Origin of the sequence: Bradyrhizobium sp. BRP23 (assembly GCF_020194135.1) — a bacterium.
GTDB lineage: Bacteria > Pseudomonadota > Alphaproteobacteria > Rhizobiales > Xanthobacteraceae > Bradyrhizobium > Bradyrhizobium yuanmingense.
Window position 1 is genome coordinate 28,544 of record NZ_JADYVW010000007.1, and the last position, 16,378, is coordinate 44,921.

At 58.4% G+C, this 16,378-nt stretch carries 16 protein-coding genes; 4 read left to right on the forward strand and 12 right to left on the reverse strand.

Annotation, left to right across the window (positions count from 1 at the left end; translation table 11 throughout):
• Positions 1 to 57: 57 nt before the first annotated feature.
• Positions 58 to 498, reverse strand: coding sequence for a VirK family protein (locus I6F24_RS20040; protein WP_225129481.1), 441 nt, complete (start codon positions 496 to 498; stop codon positions 58 to 60).
• Between the two features lie 2,073 nt (positions 499 to 2,571).
• Between I6F24_RS20040 and I6F24_RS20045 the strand changes: the two genes are divergently transcribed.
• Genes I6F24_RS20045 through I6F24_RS20055 form a run of 3 tightly spaced genes read left to right on the forward strand, consistent with a single transcriptional unit; the run spans position 2,572 to position 5,387 of the window.
• Positions 2,572 to 3,261: a response regulator transcription factor gene (locus I6F24_RS20045; protein WP_225129483.1), complete on the forward strand. Its 690-nt coding sequence runs from the start codon at positions 2,572 to 2,574 to the stop codon at positions 3,259 to 3,261.
• 28 nt (positions 3,262 to 3,289) lie between these two features.
• Positions 3,290 to 4,744 carry a type II and III secretion system protein family protein gene (locus I6F24_RS20050; protein ID WP_225129485.1) on the forward strand — a complete coding sequence of 485 codons (1,455 nt, stop codon included), beginning with the start codon at positions 3,290 to 3,292 and terminating at the stop codon, positions 4,742 to 4,744.
• 10 nt (positions 4,745 to 4,754) lie between these two features.
• On the forward strand, positions 4,755 to 5,387 hold the full coding sequence (locus I6F24_RS20055) for a CpaD family pilus assembly lipoprotein (protein WP_225129487.1): 633 nt from the start codon (positions 4,755 to 4,757) through the stop codon (positions 5,385 to 5,387).
• A gap of 196 nt (positions 5,388 to 5,583) precedes the next feature.
• On the opposite strand, the gene I6F24_RS20060 is transcribed toward I6F24_RS20055, so the two are convergent.
• From I6F24_RS20060 to I6F24_RS20110, 11 genes are all read right to left on the reverse strand, one after another.
• Positions 5,584 to 6,621, reverse strand: coding sequence for an EscU/YscU/HrcU family type III secretion system export apparatus switch protein (locus I6F24_RS20060; RefSeq protein WP_225129489.1), 1,038 nt, complete (start codon positions 6,619 to 6,621; stop codon positions 5,584 to 5,586).
• Positions 6,618 to 7,433, reverse strand: coding sequence for a type III secretion system export apparatus subunit SctT (gene sctT, locus I6F24_RS20065; protein WP_225129491.1), 816 nt, complete (start codon positions 7,431 to 7,433; stop codon positions 6,618 to 6,620). Before sctT ends, I6F24_RS20060 begins: the two co-directional genes overlap by 4 nt.
• Before the next feature lie 694 nt (positions 7,434 to 8,127).
• Positions 8,128 to 8,403, reverse strand: a complete 276-nt coding sequence (locus tag I6F24_RS20070; RefSeq protein ID WP_225129493.1) for a flagellar biosynthetic protein FliQ — start codon at positions 8,401 to 8,403, stop codon at positions 8,128 to 8,130.
• Between the two features lies 1 nt (position 8,404).
• Positions 8,405 to 9,070: a type III secretion system export apparatus subunit SctR gene (sctR, locus tag I6F24_RS20075; RefSeq protein ID WP_225129495.1), complete on the reverse strand. Its 666-nt coding sequence runs from the start codon at positions 9,068 to 9,070 to the stop codon at positions 8,405 to 8,407.
• Positions 9,063 to 10,118 carry a type III secretion system cytoplasmic ring protein SctQ gene (sctQ, locus tag I6F24_RS20080; RefSeq protein ID WP_225129497.1) on the reverse strand — a complete coding sequence of 352 codons (1,056 nt, stop codon included), beginning with the start codon at positions 10,116 to 10,118 and terminating at the stop codon, positions 9,063 to 9,065. Before sctQ ends, sctR begins: the two co-directional genes overlap by 8 nt.
• Before the next feature lie 54 nt (positions 10,119 to 10,172).
• Positions 10,173 to 10,709 carry a hypothetical protein gene (locus tag I6F24_RS20085; protein ID WP_225129499.1) on the reverse strand — a complete coding sequence of 179 codons (537 nt, stop codon included), beginning with the start codon at positions 10,707 to 10,709 and terminating at the stop codon, positions 10,173 to 10,175.
• Positions 10,685 to 12,040 (reverse strand): type III secretion system ATPase SctN, encoded by a 1,356-nt coding sequence (sctN, locus tag I6F24_RS20090; protein ID WP_345944107.1) that lies wholly within the window; start codon positions 12,038 to 12,040, stop codon positions 10,685 to 10,687. The genes I6F24_RS20085 and sctN overlap by 25 nt, the downstream gene beginning before the upstream one ends.
• Entirely contained in the window at positions 12,037 to 12,660 is a 624-nt protein-coding gene (gene sctL, locus I6F24_RS20095; protein ID WP_225129501.1) for a type III secretion system stator protein SctL, read from the reverse strand. Before sctL ends, sctN begins: the two co-directional genes overlap by 4 nt.
• Positions 12,657 to 13,277, reverse strand: a complete 621-nt coding sequence (locus I6F24_RS20100; RefSeq protein ID WP_225129503.1) for a nodulation protein NolU — start codon at positions 13,275 to 13,277, stop codon at positions 12,657 to 12,659. Before I6F24_RS20100 ends, sctL begins: the two co-directional genes overlap by 4 nt.
• A gap of 21 nt (positions 13,278 to 13,298) precedes the next feature.
• Positions 13,299 to 14,153 (reverse strand): type III secretion inner membrane ring lipoprotein SctJ, encoded by an 855-nt coding sequence (sctJ, locus tag I6F24_RS20105; protein WP_225129505.1) that lies wholly within the window; start codon positions 14,151 to 14,153, stop codon positions 13,299 to 13,301.
• A 17-nt stretch (positions 14,154 to 14,170) separates the two neighbouring features.
• Entirely contained in the window at positions 14,171 to 14,692 is a 522-nt protein-coding gene (locus tag I6F24_RS20110) for a nodulation protein NolB (protein ID WP_225129506.1), read from the reverse strand.
• Between the two features lie 190 nt (positions 14,693 to 14,882).
• Between I6F24_RS20110 and I6F24_RS20115 the strand changes: the two genes are divergently transcribed.
• Positions 14,883 to 15,584: a secretin N-terminal domain-containing protein gene (locus tag I6F24_RS20115; RefSeq protein ID WP_225129507.1), complete on the forward strand. Its 702-nt coding sequence runs from the start codon at positions 14,883 to 14,885 to the stop codon at positions 15,582 to 15,584.
• The last annotated feature ends 794 nt before the right edge of the window (positions 15,585 to 16,378 follow it).

Sequence of the window (16,378 nt, forward strand, 5' to 3'; positions counted from 1 at the left end):
AAGGTGTCCGCACGAAAGGATTAAGTCTTCGAAGCGCCCCCTGCTCTGTGCTCTTCGTTACCAGATGAACTTTGCGCCATCCGGCAGTTCGCAGATGAATTCTCCCTGGTTCACGAGTTCGGTGGTCCCGACGACAAGTTTCGAGGCTCGCACCGTCAGCTTGCCTTCGCGGCTAAGGCTATGGCGGATGTACTCGGTCACGGCATGCCCGGAGCTGTCGACCGTTTGATGAGCATTGGCGAAGCTGATGCCGTTATGGACGGTCACCCTGAAGGCAGTGATGACCAGACCGGCTTGCGTCGCGGACGCAGGCTTGACACCCTCCGCTGTGGTACAGCGGCTCATGTCCAGTATGAGCTTTACATTCTTCCCCGCCTGGAGGGCACTGAGCACCTCAGTGTATTTCGGCGAGGGCTCATCGGCTCTCGCCGGCGCGCTCACGCTCGCGGCCGAAAGCAAGGACAATAGGATCGGTAGTGCTCGGCCAGTAAACTTCATATGCTCTTCTCCCTCGATAAGTACCGCAGATTGCGCTTTTAAGGACGTCGTGCTCGCAAGCCGTTTGTCTGCTTCCAGACACACGCGCGCTCGCGCCGGTACAAAAGCAGCCTGTCGCAACGAGGCGCAAGTCGCCGTGATGGCTATTCCGACATCACAACCTCGTAGGTCAGGTTTGCTGGAGTGACTTAGCTTCGCGCGCCGACTTGAACGATTTGATGCAGCGTCTCCTCCGCTTGGAAACCACAAAACGGCAGCCGGTTGCGCTTGTCCGTCGCAGTCCTAACGGGCGAGAGAATGCTGTTCTCACATCTGCATAAGGAGACGATCCAGGAAAGAAATTCGACCAGCCGCAAGCGCCAGTTCGTCCGCCTTGCTGTGCACCGTCTCCCTAGATGACGCGTCCGCAATGAGGTGGTGGAGCGAACCTGACGCGGCGGTCCGAAAAAGCTCAATCAGGGGACCCGATCTCGGCCTGATCGAACACCAATGTCGGAAGGCACAAGGTAGCACCCTATTATGATCCGTCGCTTCGCGCGGCTTCCGTCCAGCTGACCGTTCGCGTCGTTGACGGAATCTATTCGACTCATTCCAAAGCTATTCGCTACCTGGATGCGTTCCATCAAAACAATCGATTTTGTCGATCGCGCCTAAAGCCCCATAATCTCTCGTGATGTATGGAGGCAGCATTCAAGAATGTCCCTTGGCAATCGATTCCTTCTTCAGTCCCTTTCCGGTCAAATCGGCTTGCGCGCTCCGGCGTCTGCATCCCAGAAGTTAGCTGTCCCTGTGCGTCACATAGAGGCATCTCGCCACCGTCTCCTTGCTAGATTGACACGCATGAGATCTCTGACGACCGTGAGGTCACGCCTTAAGGCCTAGCAAAGACGACTGCCTTCACACACTGTCATCGGCTTTGGCTCAAGCTACGCCTTATTGGACCGACGAAACGCTCATGACCCTGGCGAGAGGGCCGAGCGTTCCGCAGGTCGATAGTCTGGCTTCAGAGGTCGCCATCGTTTCAGAATGCTTGCGAGGTCGAGAGCACTGCTACGACCAGCGGTCAAAGCACTTGAATCTCACCTAGCGTCAGATTGTAGGATTTCCGACAGCCCCGCGACACAGAACCAGCTCGCGTGTACCCTTCCTGACAGGTAGCAAGAATTGCGAACGTCTCAAAAGCACAATGCTAAGCCGCTCCGTCCCTCACGCTGCTGGACTGCTCCTCTCCGGAACGCTGGCGGTCGCCATCTGGCCCTTACTGGGCGAGACCCGAACATTCTGGCGCCGTGCACCCCGAAAGACGAAATGGTGCTGGTGTAGTCACCTGGATCTATGCGCGATGACAACCACGAGGAGCTCGATTGGATCGTTCGCAGCTTCCGCTGGGCTGCGGCGGACGAGGGGACCTCGGGCGCGACGGAACTTCAGGGCGGTCGACGTCTTGCGTGCAAAGAGTCGGCTGCGAGAGGGTGTTCTTCAAACCGGGAGGGGCATTGATCGTTTCGTCGAGCATCTCAGCCTGTGAAGCCATTGGCCAGGTGCGTCGCGTGATGTGTCTTCGAATGCGGAAAGACTTGCATTGTCGTGACTTCACGACACGACAGGCTCAACAGCCCAGCAAGACTGACCGCAGACCAAGACGAATTGGGGAAGTTTCCAAATGTCGGTTTCGCTCATCTGTTCAGTCACAAATCCGATCGTCTCCCGCGCTTTGGTTAAGATTGCGCGGCCTGGCGCTATTCGCACTGCAGGCGTTGGCTCAGTGCACGCAAGAACGGCTGTGATCGGCCTGCGAACGCGTCAGCGAGCTGCCGCGGTTCAAACAGAATCAGCTCTCTTGCTCGCATGAGCGGCATGTTGAGCGGCGCCGAGGTCGTAAGCAGCCCCGAGGGGTCCGTGGTCCATCTGACGACAATGGACCGGCAGAGACGGATCGACTGTCAACATGTTCCGCCCTCTCGTTTCGGGCTGTTCAAATTCACACCAATCCAGCCGCCTCTCAGTTCCATCGAGCCCATGGTCAATCGTGACGCGCTCAGGTCTTGACGTGGATGGACGAGAGGCGATGAAATGCGAATTCTCCTGGTTGATCATCATGCGGACTTTGCCCGCGCCGTGAAGGAAGCGCTCTTAAATTGCGGCTTCGCCGTCGACGTGACACGCACGCTGGATGAGGCGGCGGCCGCGCTCGATTGCGCGAACTACCACATGGTCCTGGTCGAAACGGATTTGCCCGATGGAGACGGATTGGACTGGCTGAAGCAGCTGCGGCGCGAGGGACGGTCAATGCCGGCGGTGATGATGAGCAGTCTCAATGATCTCGGACGGCGGATTGCAATTTTCAATGCGGGCGCGGATGATTTTCTGCCCAAGCCCGTGTCTATCGACGAACTCATTGCTCGCATGCGGGCCATTTTGCGACGGTCAACGCAGATGATGGCGCCGGTAGTGACATTCGGGAATCTGCATTTCGATCCGATCGCGCGACAGGTCTCGGTCGGTGGTCGAATACTGAGAATTGCGCGCCGCGAAGTGTGCATTCTTGAACATCTGCTCAACCGCGCCGGCCGTACCGTGCCGCGCGCATCGCTCGAAGATAGCTTGTATGCATTTGACGACGAGGTCTCGACCAATGCGCTGGAAGTCGGGATTTATCGCTTACGCACGCATTTGAGCCAGGCCGGTGCAACGCTAAGGATCAAGACCGCGCGCGGTGTCGGTTACACTCTTGAACTCATTGGCGCAGCATCGGCTGCCTAAGCCGATCCAACTTGAAAGCTACACTCCCTTGAACGTCATTAACAATGCCGCCGGCGCTGATGAGCCGTCGATGGTCGCCAGCGGGTTGCAGTGTGCCGCTTTTCCCCGCCTCTGCTACGTGCTGTGCGCAGTCGCTCTGCTATTTCCGCTTGCAGTCACAGCTCAGACAAAGCGGGATGGCAAGGGAGAACCGCCACGCGCGGCGCCAGGCAGCACCACCGGCACGCTCAACCTAACCTCCTCACAGGGTAAAACAGTTCATCTGACCGGACCGGCTGCGAGCATTTTTATAGCCGACCCGGCGATTGCGGATTATCAGGCGCCATCGAACACCACGATTTTCGTGTTTGGCAAAAAGGCCGGACGGACGAGCCTGTTTGCCCTGAACGACAACGGAGAGGCTCTCGCCGAGCTGCGTGTTGTCGTTACCCAACCGATCGAGGATCTGCGGGCCGCGCTTAAGGCCGAGGTCGGCGACTATCCAATTCAGGTCAGCTATACCCCGCGCGGCGCGATCCTTAGCGGTACGGCGCCTAGTGCCGATGTCGTCGAGACCGCCAGGAAGGTCACCGAGCAGTTTCTTGGTGCGGGCGCGCTGGTTGTCAACAAGATCCAGGTCGCCGGCTCATTGCAAGTGAATCTCAGCGTACGGGTGGCAGAAGTCTCCCGCAGCGCCGTCAAGGATCTCAACATCAACTTCACGGCCTCGAGCCCAAACGGCGCTTTCCTTGTGACCGGCAAAGGGGGCGGGTCCGGCGCGGCCGGCGGCGGCGGCACGATCGGGATTGGGTTTAGCGCCGGCAATACCAACCTGAGCGCTGTTCTCGACGCTCTCGCGAGCGAGCACCTCGCCTCAATCCTGGCTGAGCCGAATCTAACGGCCATGTCCGGCGAAGCCGCAAGCTTCCTCGCCGGCGGCGAATTCCCCATTCCGGTGATGCAGGACAACCGGCAGGTGTCCGTCCAATTTCGCCAGTTCGGCGTGAGCCTCGAGTTCGTTCCGACGGTTCTCAACAATAATCAGATCATTGTCCGTGTGAAGCCCGAAGTCAGCGAATTGTCGAGCGAAGGCGAGGTCAAAATCAATGGCATGGCGGTCCCTGCCCTCTCGACTCGGCGGGCCAGCACCGTGGTCGAGCTCGCCAGCGGTCAGAGCTTTGCAATCGGCGGCCTCATCAGGCGCAACTTCAACACTGATATCGGCGAGTTTCCCTGGCTCGGCGATGTGCCGATCCTGGGCGCGCTTTTTCGCTCCTCATCGTTTCAAAAACGTGAAACCGAGCTGGTCATTATTGTCACGCCCTACATCGTACGGCCCGCATCGAACCCGAACAAGATGAGTGCGCCAAGCGACCGCATCGCACCGCCCTCAGATGCGGGGCGGATTTTGACAAACACGGTGGCCCGGCCGCCGCGAGATCGCGATGCGCCTCGCGCCAGCACACCAGGATTGACCGGCAGCGCCGGCTTTATTATCGAATGAGGATCGCCAAATGACTTTGCGACATCTGTGCTACCCGATCGTTATTGGAGCAACATTGGGGGGCTGCGCAAATACTGCCTCGATCCAGCCCGCGCCGGCTGACCAAGAGATCCGGGTCGAGCAGAAGAGTAGCGTGCTGTTCCTGCAGAGCCTTCGTGGCCCCGAACGGCATCGGCTGCGAAGCTTTATTGCAGCGACCAGTCGCGGCCGGCGAGATGCCCTCCATGTGCGTGTCATCGGCCCACCCAGACTCATTGCACAGGTGGCCCACGAGGCTCGCGCCATGGGCGTTGCCACCTACAACATCCACCTGTCCGCTTCTCGTGTGGATTTGCCGGCTCGTTCCGGGGGGAGGATTGAAGCGATCACTTTCGAAGCCCATCCTCCGGTCTGCCCCTCGCTCTCCATCGTCGCTCCTACAGTGAACGACAATTCGTTCAATCCAACCCTTGGCTGCTCAGTCCGGAATAACCTTGCGGTTATGGTCAATGAACCTGGCGACTTGTTAGGCAATGGCGCTGTCATGCCGACCAGTGGTGATCGTGCAGTGCTTCCCTTCACCGCACTTGGGGCCACGTCGGCGGGCAACAGGAGCAATTTGGAGAATGAAACGCATAGCAGGGTTGCGCCAGAAATCCAATAAGCGGCTCGTAAGACCCGAGCAGCATGAACATCGGTTGGCCATTCTTGTCCATATCAGTCTTGGAATCGGCCGACGAGCCTCCTGGAATCCAATCTTTGCCCGGTCCTTTTCTTGGGATCGTGCAGCTTGCCGATCAGGTTCTGGGACAGTTGGGTCGTTGACCAGAGATTTGAGCGCATCGCTGTTTTGCGCGACGCTAAACTAGGCCGGCGGCAAAGACTGCCTTTGCAACCCTCTCGAAACACTCCATCGGAACGGCCTTGCCCATCGCACCCTTCCGGATCAGCTGACGCGCCAACACATGATCCTCGACAATGCTCAGACGTTGGGCGCGCGCCTCCGCCAGTAACTGTGAAGCCGTTTCGCCCTCGCCGCGGCACACCAGTACCGGGACGCCGGTCTCGCCCCGAACGTAGCGCAGTCCAATCAATGTCGCTCGCCCCGTCAGTATCACTGTCGCCCGATGAATGCCGAGCGGAGACTCGTTCGCCGACTCCCGGCGGAGCCTGCGGTGTTCACCCTTGATCTGCGGATTACCATCCTGTTCCTTGGACTCGCGCTTGGCTTCGCTCTGCGTCATGCGCATGTCGCGCAAGAACAACCAACGCTGAATGAGCAGATCGGCCAAGCCGCCAATCAGAAGAGCGCCGGCAGCAATCGCGATCAGCACTTTGAGCTCTTTAAAGACAAAACCAAAGCAGCTCAAATCGCACACGGGCAAGTATACCAGTGCCCTCCAACTTGCGAGCACAGTGAAAACGAACGTAGCGCCAAGAACCAAAACTTTGACGATAGACTTTCCAAGCTCGACAACCGACCGCTGGGAGACAATCCGCTTCAGCCCTTTGACGGGGTCCAATTTCTCAAAGCTGGGTTTAAGCGGCTCAACCGAAATCGTCAGCCCGCCGCCGGCCAAGACACCGGCCACAATCGCCGCAGCAACCGCCGCACCTAGGATGGGAGCCGCGGCTGTTATAGAAAGGTCCATCAATCCGACCAACGCCTGCCGGGCCGCACTGTTGAAGGGCTGTTCCTGCAGCTTGTCGGTGAACCGCACGGCTTCGCGCCATCCGTCTTCGATCGGGCCCGCCCTGAAGCACAGGCAGCCGAAACCAGCGCAAAGGCTTGCCGCGGTAACAAAGTCGGCGCTCCGCGGGCTCTGCCCTTTCTTCCGCGCGTCCCTCAGCTTCTTGTGACTTGGTGGAAGGTTTTTCTCTTCGCTCGTGTCGTTCATTTCAAGAACTTCTCGAGCCACTCCAGCACGCCGTTGAACCGAATGATCTCTGCTCCCATATATTCGATCAGGAAGACGGCGTAGCTGGCCATAATGATGCCAAAGGCGGCATTCTTGATGGTCGAAGAGAGATCGTTCAGCTTGACTTGCGGCGCAAAGCGCCCGAGCAGCATGAGGGATACGTCGATCAGAAGCAGCAGAGCCAGCACGGGCCCGGCGACCACGAGGGTCGTATGCATGATATGGTCGAGAAGCCCGATAAACTCCATTGCCCCGTGGTGGGTCAGGGGCGGTAGCAGCCGATATACGGGCCAGATCAGATAACTTCCATAGAGGCATCTGACCATGGTCTGCAGACCTCCTGATACAACGAAGATCGTAACCGCGGCAGTCCCGAGAAAGAGCCCCATCGGGGCGGCTTGACTGCGTGTGGCAGGATCGTCCACCTGGTTGGAGATGCCGCGCTGGGTATCAATGATGTCACCAACGGCCTGGATGCTCCAGAGTGGTATACTAAGCAGAAAACCGAACAGCAGGCCGATAAATATCTCCTTCAAGCCGAGGAGCGAGACCGCAACCATACGGGTACCCGGATCTAGTGTCTGCAAGCCGTTCCTGATCTGCATCAAGCAAGGCAATCCAATCACAACCGTCGCGCTTGCGCGGATAATCCCGCTAATGTGCGGTCGCGTGAATACCGGAAGAACCAGCATAATGCCGAGGGCCCGGGCCCCACCAAGTCCGGCCGCAACGACGAACTCGACAGCAGTCTGAATCAGAGTTTGCGTCTCGGTAGGTGACAAGGCATCCATTTGAGCTCAGCTCGGCGTTCCTTCAGCCAATGCAACCGTCGCACTCACGTCGCCATGATGTGAGACGTCAAGAACTCTGCAGATCTCGTGTCCGAGCGGTTGCAGAGCGACAGGTCTCCCACAAGGCAGATGACTTCGGCTTCAACCATCCATATGACTACAGCCATCCGGCGCAGAGGTATGACCATTCGATGAGAGCACCGGCGAAAGCCGCTGCGCGCCTACAAGCCACGCTTCTTCCGCTCTCACCGGCCGCAGCGCGGTTTGGAGATCTGAGGGCCTCAAAGCTTCCATCAATTTCGCAGTCTATGGAGATCGGCTCGAGCGGCACCTTCATTCGCAGGCTCATTCACCAGAACGCCAGAATCGTGGGGCCGCTTGCAATCAAAGCAGTTCGCCCGTTCACTGCGTCGACAACTCGCCAGGCAATGCATCGAGGACCAGGTCTCAGCAGGTAATTCCGTCACGTCGTAAGCAAAACCCAAATCGAATGGATAGAACTTCCAAATAGGGTCATTCTTCCTCCGAATAAGGCAGGCTCACGGAGCCGAACAGGACAGTTCGGATACCTATCCGTCGCATGCTAGTGAGGCGAGCTTTCGATAAGCTGACGAACTCGCCCTTTTGTGGTTCACGATCAAGGCCGACAAACGCGCGCTATAGCTAAAACTCAGACAGCCGTGCGTTCCGCGCTCTAATACCTCGCTGTGAGCGCGGGGAACTCAGTGAAGATCTGCTGGGCTTGCTCGATCAGCGGCGCGCTCAGCACCGGAGCAAACAGAACGAGCACGGCGACGACGACGAGGAGCTTCACGGTAAGCGGCAAGGTTTGATCCTGGAGCTGGGTTGCTGCCTGCACGATGCCGATACCCAATCCCGCCACGAGGGCTGCCAGGAGCGGCGGTAGAACCCAGATCATGAACAGGACCAGTGATCGGCTCAGGTGGGTGAGGATGCTGGCCTCGTGCATCTCAACTCCCCGCAGATGCGTAGCTTAAGACCAATCCGTGCATGAGCCGTGACCAGCCGTCGATTGTGACGAACAGAAAAAGCTTGAAAGGAACGGATATCATTGTTGGTGACACCATTGACATGCCCATGGCCATCAGAATTGTCGTCACAATCAGGTCAATTGTGATGAACGGAAGATAGAGAAGGAAACCGATTTCAAACGCGCGCTTAAGCTCCGAGATCAAAAAGGACGGCACGAGGATCGCAAAATCATCGGCTGTTGCGTTGCCGCGCATCTCCGCCGACCAGATATGTTCCGTCGACGACAGGAAGAACGTGCGCTGCTCCTCAGTGGTGAACTTCTTGAGATGGGCGCGCAGCGGCTCGCTGCCCTCCTTGGCGGCGGTCAACCAGTCGTCGGCGGTTTGGTAACGAAGTTGCATATCGGTCACGCGGTTGTATGTTTGCTCGAATACCGGGGCGTCTATGAACACGGTGAGGATCAATGCAGCGCCATACAGAACGATGTTCGGTGGTATGGACTGAGTGCCGAGCGCGTTGCGGATCAGGAAGAGAACAACGGAAACCTTGATGAACGCCGTCGTTGTGACGACTGCGAACGTCAACAGGCCAAGGCCGACGGTCGTCGCAACAAGCGCAAGGATGCTCGGTTGAATGTCAACCATTGACCGCCAACCTGCTACGTAACCGGATGCCCAACGCTTCACCGACACGTACGATGTCGCCGCGGCCGATCAATTGACCGTTGGCGACAATGTCGACCGGACCGTCCAGCTGCCGGCCAAGCTCGAACACGTGCCCCTCGCTGATGCTTCTCAACGTACCCAGCGGGATGGGCCAGCGGCCGCATTCGAACACAAGCGTGATCTCAACACTGTCGATGTCGGCTTCCGAGGGCGGGATTGCTTGCTCCGCTTGGGGTCGTATCGTCATATTTGCATACCTTAGAGGATGGGACTGCAGGCGGAATGGTCCGCGAAGGATAAGTCTGTCGGCCGCGACCTGCGCCGGCGCCCACAACTTGTCCGCAGCGAGGATGAGCTGGCCATGGGCAAATGGAATGACGTCGGGCAGCAGTGCGTCGCCGGCCTGTGCTTGACGAAGAAGCCTGACGGGCGCCCGCAGCGAGCCGATCTCTCTCGCAATCACGACCGGCAATTCCGAAGAAATCTTGCCTAAGTCTCGCGGTAATTGGCCGATCAACTCGCCTAACACACGAAACGCAGACGGAACCAGACCGTCAAGTGGCGCGAACAAGAACAGGCGGGCCTTGGCTGCCAGCGGTCCGAAAGTAACGTCGAACTCCAAATAGGGGTCTTTGGCCGTCGCGTCTTCGATGCGGATCAGCTGCAAATTCCGCGCGAGCATGATCTCTAATCGAGCGAGCCAAGGTTCCAGAGCAAGTTCTAGAAGCAGCGAGCGGGTTGGGTCGGAAGGTAAAGTAAGGCCATACTGGACCATTGAAATCAGCGCCTCGACGAGAAGGCGGGGCAAGGACAAGACAGCGGTCTCGCCTCCGGCGCAAAATACGCAGTCGAGCATCGACATGGCATATGGCTCGGCCTGCCAAACAAGCCGGCTTATACGGATCGATAGCGGCTTATCGCGAAGGCGGCTCTGCAGAACCGTGCGTGGTGCGGCGACCTCGTTGAGCCACGAGACCACGCCATGCGACAACTTTACCGCTGGCTGAAATAATGCGGGTTCACCCACGGCATTTACCGACAGGTTCCACGGCAGCTCGCGACGTCATAAGAGAACAAGCCATCAGTTCGAGCCACCGACCGCTTGGCTGCGCGAACCACCCTGATATCGGAGCAAAACCTCGTCGTCGGCATCGATTTCGGCTGCACACTCCGAACGGACAGCGGTGGTGCGCTGGACATCGCCCTCAATCTCCTCCCATTTCTGGCTCGCCGCCGAACGCTTGGCCCATATGGTCCGCGCCTCATTCACTGACCGCTGAGCCTGGTCATGCGCGACGCGCGCCTGCTCACGCGCCTGGCGTGCCGATTCGATCTGTGCTGCCAGTCGCCCAAGGACGAGTTGACAGCGACGATCGAGCTCGGTCACGGACATCGTCTTGAGCGACGCCAGCTCCTGATAAAGTTCAGCTTCGACCTTGGCGCGACGATTCTCCGCGCCTTCAAGATTCTCAGACGCTCGCTGCAGCGCTTCGACCGCAATTCGGCGCCTGGCTTCCATGTTGGATAATTCACGAAGCGCGCTTCGCTCTCTCATGTCTTTCACCAGCCGCAATTTCGACGCTTGCACGAGATTTAGGCCGTCAGACGCGACATCCATGAAACGGTCTCCTCAAAGCTAGACGGCTCGTCCTGTCCTTGGCGCAAGAATGCGCGCAGTTCCTCGATCGAATCGATTGCCCGATCGGTCAGTGGATCGCTGCCCGACTTGTATTCACCGACCTTGATCAGGAACTCAGCCTCATTGTAGCGCGAGAGCAGATCGCGGAAGACGGATGCCGCCTTGCGATGTGGACCAGAGACGACCGCATCCATGACACGACTTCGGCTCGACAGCACATCGATGGCGGGAAAATGCTCTCGCGAGGCCAGCGCGCGCGAAAGCATGATATGACCATCGAGAATGCCGCGCGACTCTTCGGCGATCGGATCGCCCGTGCCGTCACCTTCGACCAGCACGGTATAGAATGCCGTGATCGAGCCCCGCTCGCCCATACCGGCACGCTCCAACAGACCAGGCAGCAGCGCAAAGACGGAAGGAGGAAAGCCGCGCCGGGTAGGAGGTTCTCCTGCGGCAAGGCCGATTTCGCGCATCGCACGGCTAAAGCGCGTCAGCGAATCCATCATCAGAACGACCTGCAGCCCTTGATCACGAAAATACTCGGCGAGTGCGGTCGCCATATGAGCGCATTGCGCCCGCTCCATTGCCGATCGATCGGATGTCTCAACGACAACGATCGTGCGAGCGAGGGCATCTCCAATATGACGTTCGATGAATTCGCGTACCTCGCGTCCACGCTCTCCTATGAGCGCAACCACGGTGATATCTGCGGCCGCGCCTTTTACGATTTGCGACATCAGCGTCGACTTACCGCAACCGGCATCTCCATAGATTCCGATCCGCTGCCCTTCGCCACACGTCAGAAGTCCATCCAGCACGCGAACGCCGAGCGGAAACGTCTGCTCGATGCCACGCCGCCTCATCGGGTTGGGCGCCTTGCCGCGGAGCGGACGCGTGTGGATCGTCTTTATCGGCCCCTTGCCATCGAGTGGACGGCCGAAGCTATCGATTACGCGGCCGAGCAGGTCGGGCCCGACTGACACCTCCTGCATGCGCCCGGTCGGGAGCACTTCCGCGCGGTGGGACAAGCCTACCAGATCGCCAATGGGCGTCAGCAATACCCCGTCCGGCAGCAAACCGATGACTTCCGCTTGAAGTGACCATCCGGAAGCGTGATCCTGCAACAGGCAAAGTTCTCCAACACGGGCCCCCGGCAACACGGCATGGAGCAAGGTGCCGATCGCACGCGTGATCCGTCCCCGCACGGCACGCGTATCGACATCCTTTGCTGCGAATCTTAGAGATGCTATCGCCGCATGCACATCTCCTTCTCCGGCCGATTGATCATGGCCTGATCGTTGCGTCGTCACGGATCGCTTTCCTGAGAAGATGGATTAAGGCTGAGACGCAATGTGCGGAGCTGCGCGGCAAGTCCTAAATCGACACTGCCGAACTCACTCCACAGGACGCACTGGTCAGGCCCCACGGCCGGGTCCGGATCAATTCTGACTTTCGGCCGACTATCCGTTCCGTCGAACGCCACGAATTCACGCCTTAGTGCATCAGCATTCACAGGAGACACGTGAAGGCATACTTCTGCGCTGCCATACCTTTGCTCGATGGCGTGACGAACGGTCCTTACCAACATCTCACCCGGATCAAAGGAGCCCAACAAACCGGTCAATATCTCAATCACGAGCTGTGGCAACTCCTGTTGCAGAACGGCTTTTCGCCGGGCCACATCGGAAGCAGCTCGGGCGACCAGCTGTGCCATTTCGTCCGAGCCTGACCTAAGACCTTCGCAATGGCCGCGCTCCCGCTCCTGCTGATAGGCTCTCCTTGCCCAACTGCGAACCCTCCGCAGATATCGCTCGGCTAGCGCGAGCGTCTGCACCGCATCGTACCAGATACCAAGTTCCGCGCATGGTATCAGCGGACCAAGCGGCCGTATCCGCGGGCTATCTGGCAAGTCTGTTTCGTTGGCCGTCATGCCGCTGGCTCCTCCGTGGCCAAGTGGGCCACCACCAAAGACAGTAACTGACCCGCTGAATTGTGGTGTTCGGCTGTTGGGGATTCGGCGGTGGTCCCCACAGGTAAGCGGAAAAGAACGCGCACACGGTCAAGCTCTGATGCGTCCTTGAGCCAAGCACCAAGGCAGGCACATCCGTCATGTTCAATCTGGCTCGCGAGCTTCTGCGGATCGTCAATCGATGTGGTTGCGACGGCGATGGATGAGTGTCGGATTGCGAAAGCATGAGCTTCCGCACCAATATTTTCGATCAGAATCGCTACATCGTGCTTTGACACAAGCTTGAGCACCGAACGGGCATGCCAGATACTGCCGGCGAGCAGGGCCGCCCGACGCGGATCATGCCCGAGCAGAACGTCCCTACCCCAGTCGGTTCCGTTCGAGACCAGCTCACTGCCCATTAGCAATTCGACCAGTCTTTGCTGCAGTCTCGGAGTCTTCTGCAGCTGCAGCACTGTGGCGGCCGACAGGAGCTCATCAAGATGGCCGGCAAACCGGCCGGGATGAATCAAAGCGGCAAGCTCGCGCAGGCGATCGGGATGCGGGTTGAGTGAATGATTTGGGTCAGTGGATGCCATCGATACGGACCTGCTTGCCGCCTATTTCGAATCGGAGGACGGTTTTTTGCCGGCGGACTGGACCGCTCGCTTGCTGGCACCTCTGCCGAGATTTGTCACTTTGCGCCAGGATTGACGAAGCTGTCGCCCACGTGTGCTCAGCAGCACGTAAGATAGAATGCCCAACGCGGCGAGCGCACCTCCTGCACCGATCGCAATGTGAGTTGCGATGAATTTGGTTGGTGCGGCGGAAGCTGCCGCCGGCACAACGGAGACCTCATGCTGAGCTCGCTCAACCGGCACGAACACGACCGCCACCTTGTCGTACGATAGACCTTCGATGCTGTTGGCGACGAGCATCTTGATCTGCGGCAGCAAGGCTGAGAGCTTCGCGTTCGAGGCGTGTCGAATGAAAACCGACGCCGAGGACGGGGTTGCATCCTGTCGCAAAAGATCATTCTTCGGCAGAACGACATGAACACGGGCGGAGAGAACCCCATCGATATCGTTGATCGTGCGCGACAATTCTTCACTGAGAGCATAGACGTAGCGGGCTCGCTCCTCAACCGGAGAGGCAACGAGGCCCGCCCCCTTGAACACCTCACCAAGACTCTTGAAGGATTGGCGCGGCAAGCCATGGTCATTCAGCAGCTCGATTGAGTAGGCGAGCTGCCTTTCTTCCACCTGAATCGTGCTGGTCCCATCCTTACCGACCACACGGATGGCATCGACGCCCTTGCTCAGGAGCAGCCCAAGCATCTCGTTGGCTTCACGCTCCTGAACTTTGGTATACAGATCAGCTTTGCAACCGGCGAGGGTCAGCAAAAGCAGCAACAGGACGAGAGCATCAAGCCGCTTTCTTGCGGGCCGGCCATTACCGATCTTGTCTTTCGTCAAGACAGCCAACGGCCCGCTCAGCCCGCCGATAGAAGCTTATTCAGAGACGAACTGACAGCACCTGTCCCCTTGGAGATGAGCGAAACCTGGATGACGCCGCTGTAAACATCCCGCAGATTCGCCAGCGCCGAGTCGAAATGATCCGCACCCTCCGGTTTTCCCACTGGATGCACCTCCACTTGCTGCACACGCAAGACCGGTTGTGCGGCCGGCCCAAGCTGCAGACTCTTGGTAGGATTAGGCTCGCCGACGAGCGTCGGCGAAACTGCACCCGACGGAAATGGTTTGCCCTGGTGGATAGCAGAAATGCTCTGAAGGACGCGATCGCCTAGCGGGCTCGCCGGCGCTACTGCGCGCTGCACTTCCGGCAGCGATGGAGCTGGCGCGTGCTCGGTCACAGAAGAGACGACACCTTGGTTCGAGGCCACCTGCGCAAGACTCTCGCCAAACTGAGTGTGCGCCGGCGAACAGCCGTTAGAGGCACACTCTACGGAGTTGGCAGGGATCGACGTAACGCCAAACAACATGGAGGAAATCATTTCTGTCACGTGGTGAGATGAGCCGTTCGTTCACACGAATGGGCCGCACCTTAGAGAAGCAAGCTGACCAAAAACTGACGAGCATCTGTCATCTAATGATCACGGTTAGCTTCCAACTTGGGACGAAGCATCGGCTTCCAAATTTTGGGACAAATTCCGGTGCTTGTTCTCAAGTGTAAAAATAGCAGGAATGCTCATCCCATCCACAAGGCTGCACATCTTGAAGAAAGTTCTCTATGCTGGTGTTTTCATTTGCTTTGGCGTCGTCGAGGCGCTCGGCGCTCCCCTGGCGCTGCCATCGACGCCTTATAGTTACACAGTTCTGGATCAGGACCTCGCGGCCGCACTGCAGGAATTCGGCAACAACCTAAATATCAGAGTCAATATCAGCACCGGGGTGAAGGGTCGGATTCGGGGGCGAATGCCGGATCTACCACCGCGAGAGTTCCTCGAACGGCTGATTAATCTCTACAATCTTCAATGGTACTACGATGGGCTGGTGCTCTACGTATCCGATGCGCATGAGGCGCAAAGCCGCCTTTTGGTCTTGAGTCCAATCAGCTTTGATGCGTTCAAGGCGGCACTCGATGCGCTCGACATCTCCGACGAGCGTTACATCGTGAGACCCGTACCGGGAGATGGCCTCGTCTTCGCCTCTGGTCCACCCCGCTTTGTCGCGCTTGTGGAGCAAACAGTAAAAGGACTTGCGGCGGAGGCACAGGCACGGCGAAACCCGAGCGGTGCCGAAAAGCCGCCGCACGAGTCGGTTTTGATGCTGTTTCGCGGATCCTCCAGCGTGGTCATTCGCGAAGGACGACCGAATGACGCTCCTTCGCCGGAGGCACCACATCAAGACGGCGTGGTCCAAACACCCGATGCAGGTAAGAAATGACTTGATGACAACAGATGGCCTCGAAGAGATGCAATGCGTCTGCTTATGCCCTCTGTCAGCTTTTCGAAAGCTACTGCTGCCATTGTCAGAGCGCGGATGTGTAGATGGCCGATGCCGCAGGGTGGCGCAATATGCCAGCAGCATCGGTGAGCGTGCTTTTCCACTTTAGCGCCTCATGCGAGCTTTTGAACAACTCCACGAAGTCCGTCATGCAAACGAGCTTCGTCGCATAAGAATGAAAGCCACTCCGCTGTCCAAAAGGAGGAACAGGATGGACTTCAACGCGCTAAGCCGGGCGGACAACAGCCCAGCGTCCCACTCCTCCTCATCGCCCGCCGGTCCAAGGGAGTTTGAGCGTGAACTAATGGCATTGCATGAAATACCCGAATACAGCCAGGACCTAATTTGGCAGGAACTCGGAGGCAGATCATCGCGTGTCGAGCCATCATTGAGCGGCGGCGAGCGGTCCAATTCCCAACAGCCGATCGCTCAACACCGCGCGGACGCCTCCGATTTCGGCAACGACCTTGTTTGGCAAGATCTTGAGCCTTGGCTCATGCGGGCCGGGTCACCTCACGCTGGACCGTCTCAAGCTGGGCCCGCGTTGCACGCAGGGGTTGCTCCGCCGGAAATTGGAGATTTCGCCATGGCGAACGGTCGTCGCGCCAAGGACGACTGGGTCTTCACTGGCCAAACAGCTACGCCCGCTCAGATCGAAATGCTAAGAAGCCGCGATCTCATACCTACCAGGGGTGTCCGGACAACAACGTTCACCATCCTGGGTGTGCCTCACA

What these genes read in the sequence shown, in the direction of transcription:
- I6F24_RS20115 (WP_225129507.1), top strand. Translation starts at nt 14,883, where the DNA reads ATGCTCATCCCATCCACAAGGCTGCACATCTTGAAGAAAGTTCTCTAT.
- I6F24_RS20040 (WP_225129481.1), bottom strand. Translation starts at nt 498, where the DNA reads ATGAAGTTTACTGGCCGAGCACTACCGATCCTATTGTCCTTGCTTTCG.
- I6F24_RS20100 (WP_225129503.1), bottom strand. Translation starts at nt 13,277, where the DNA reads ATGGCATCCACTGACCCAAATCATTCACTCAACCCGCATCCCGATCGC.
- I6F24_RS20070 (WP_225129493.1), bottom strand. Translation starts at nt 8,403, where the DNA reads ATGCACGAGGCCAGCATCCTCACCCACCTGAGCCGATCACTGGTCCTG.
- sctL (WP_225129501.1), bottom strand. Translation starts at nt 12,660, where the DNA reads ATGACGGCCAACGAAACAGACTTGCCAGATAGCCCGCGGATACGGCCG.
- I6F24_RS20045 (WP_225129483.1), top strand. Translation starts at nt 2,572, where the DNA reads ATGCGAATTCTCCTGGTTGATCATCATGCGGACTTTGCCCGCGCCGTG.
- I6F24_RS20060 (WP_225129489.1), bottom strand. Translation starts at nt 6,621, where the DNA reads ATGAACGACACGAGCGAAGAGAAAAACCTTCCACCAAGTCACAAGAAG.
- sctT (WP_225129491.1), bottom strand. Translation starts at nt 7,433, where the DNA reads ATGGATGCCTTGTCACCTACCGAGACGCAAACTCTGATTCAGACTGCT.
- I6F24_RS20110 (WP_225129506.1), bottom strand. Translation starts at nt 14,692, where the DNA reads ATGATTTCCTCCATGTTGTTTGGCGTTACGTCGATCCCTGCCAACTCC.
- I6F24_RS20055 (WP_225129487.1), top strand. Translation starts at nt 4,755, where the DNA reads ATGACTTTGCGACATCTGTGCTACCCGATCGTTATTGGAGCAACATTG.
- sctR (WP_225129495.1), bottom strand. Translation starts at nt 9,070, where the DNA reads ATGGTTGACATTCAACCGAGCATCCTTGCGCTTGTTGCGACGACCGTC.
- I6F24_RS20085 (WP_225129499.1), bottom strand. Translation starts at nt 10,709, where the DNA reads ATGGATGTCGCGTCTGACGGCCTAAATCTCGTGCAAGCGTCGAAATTG.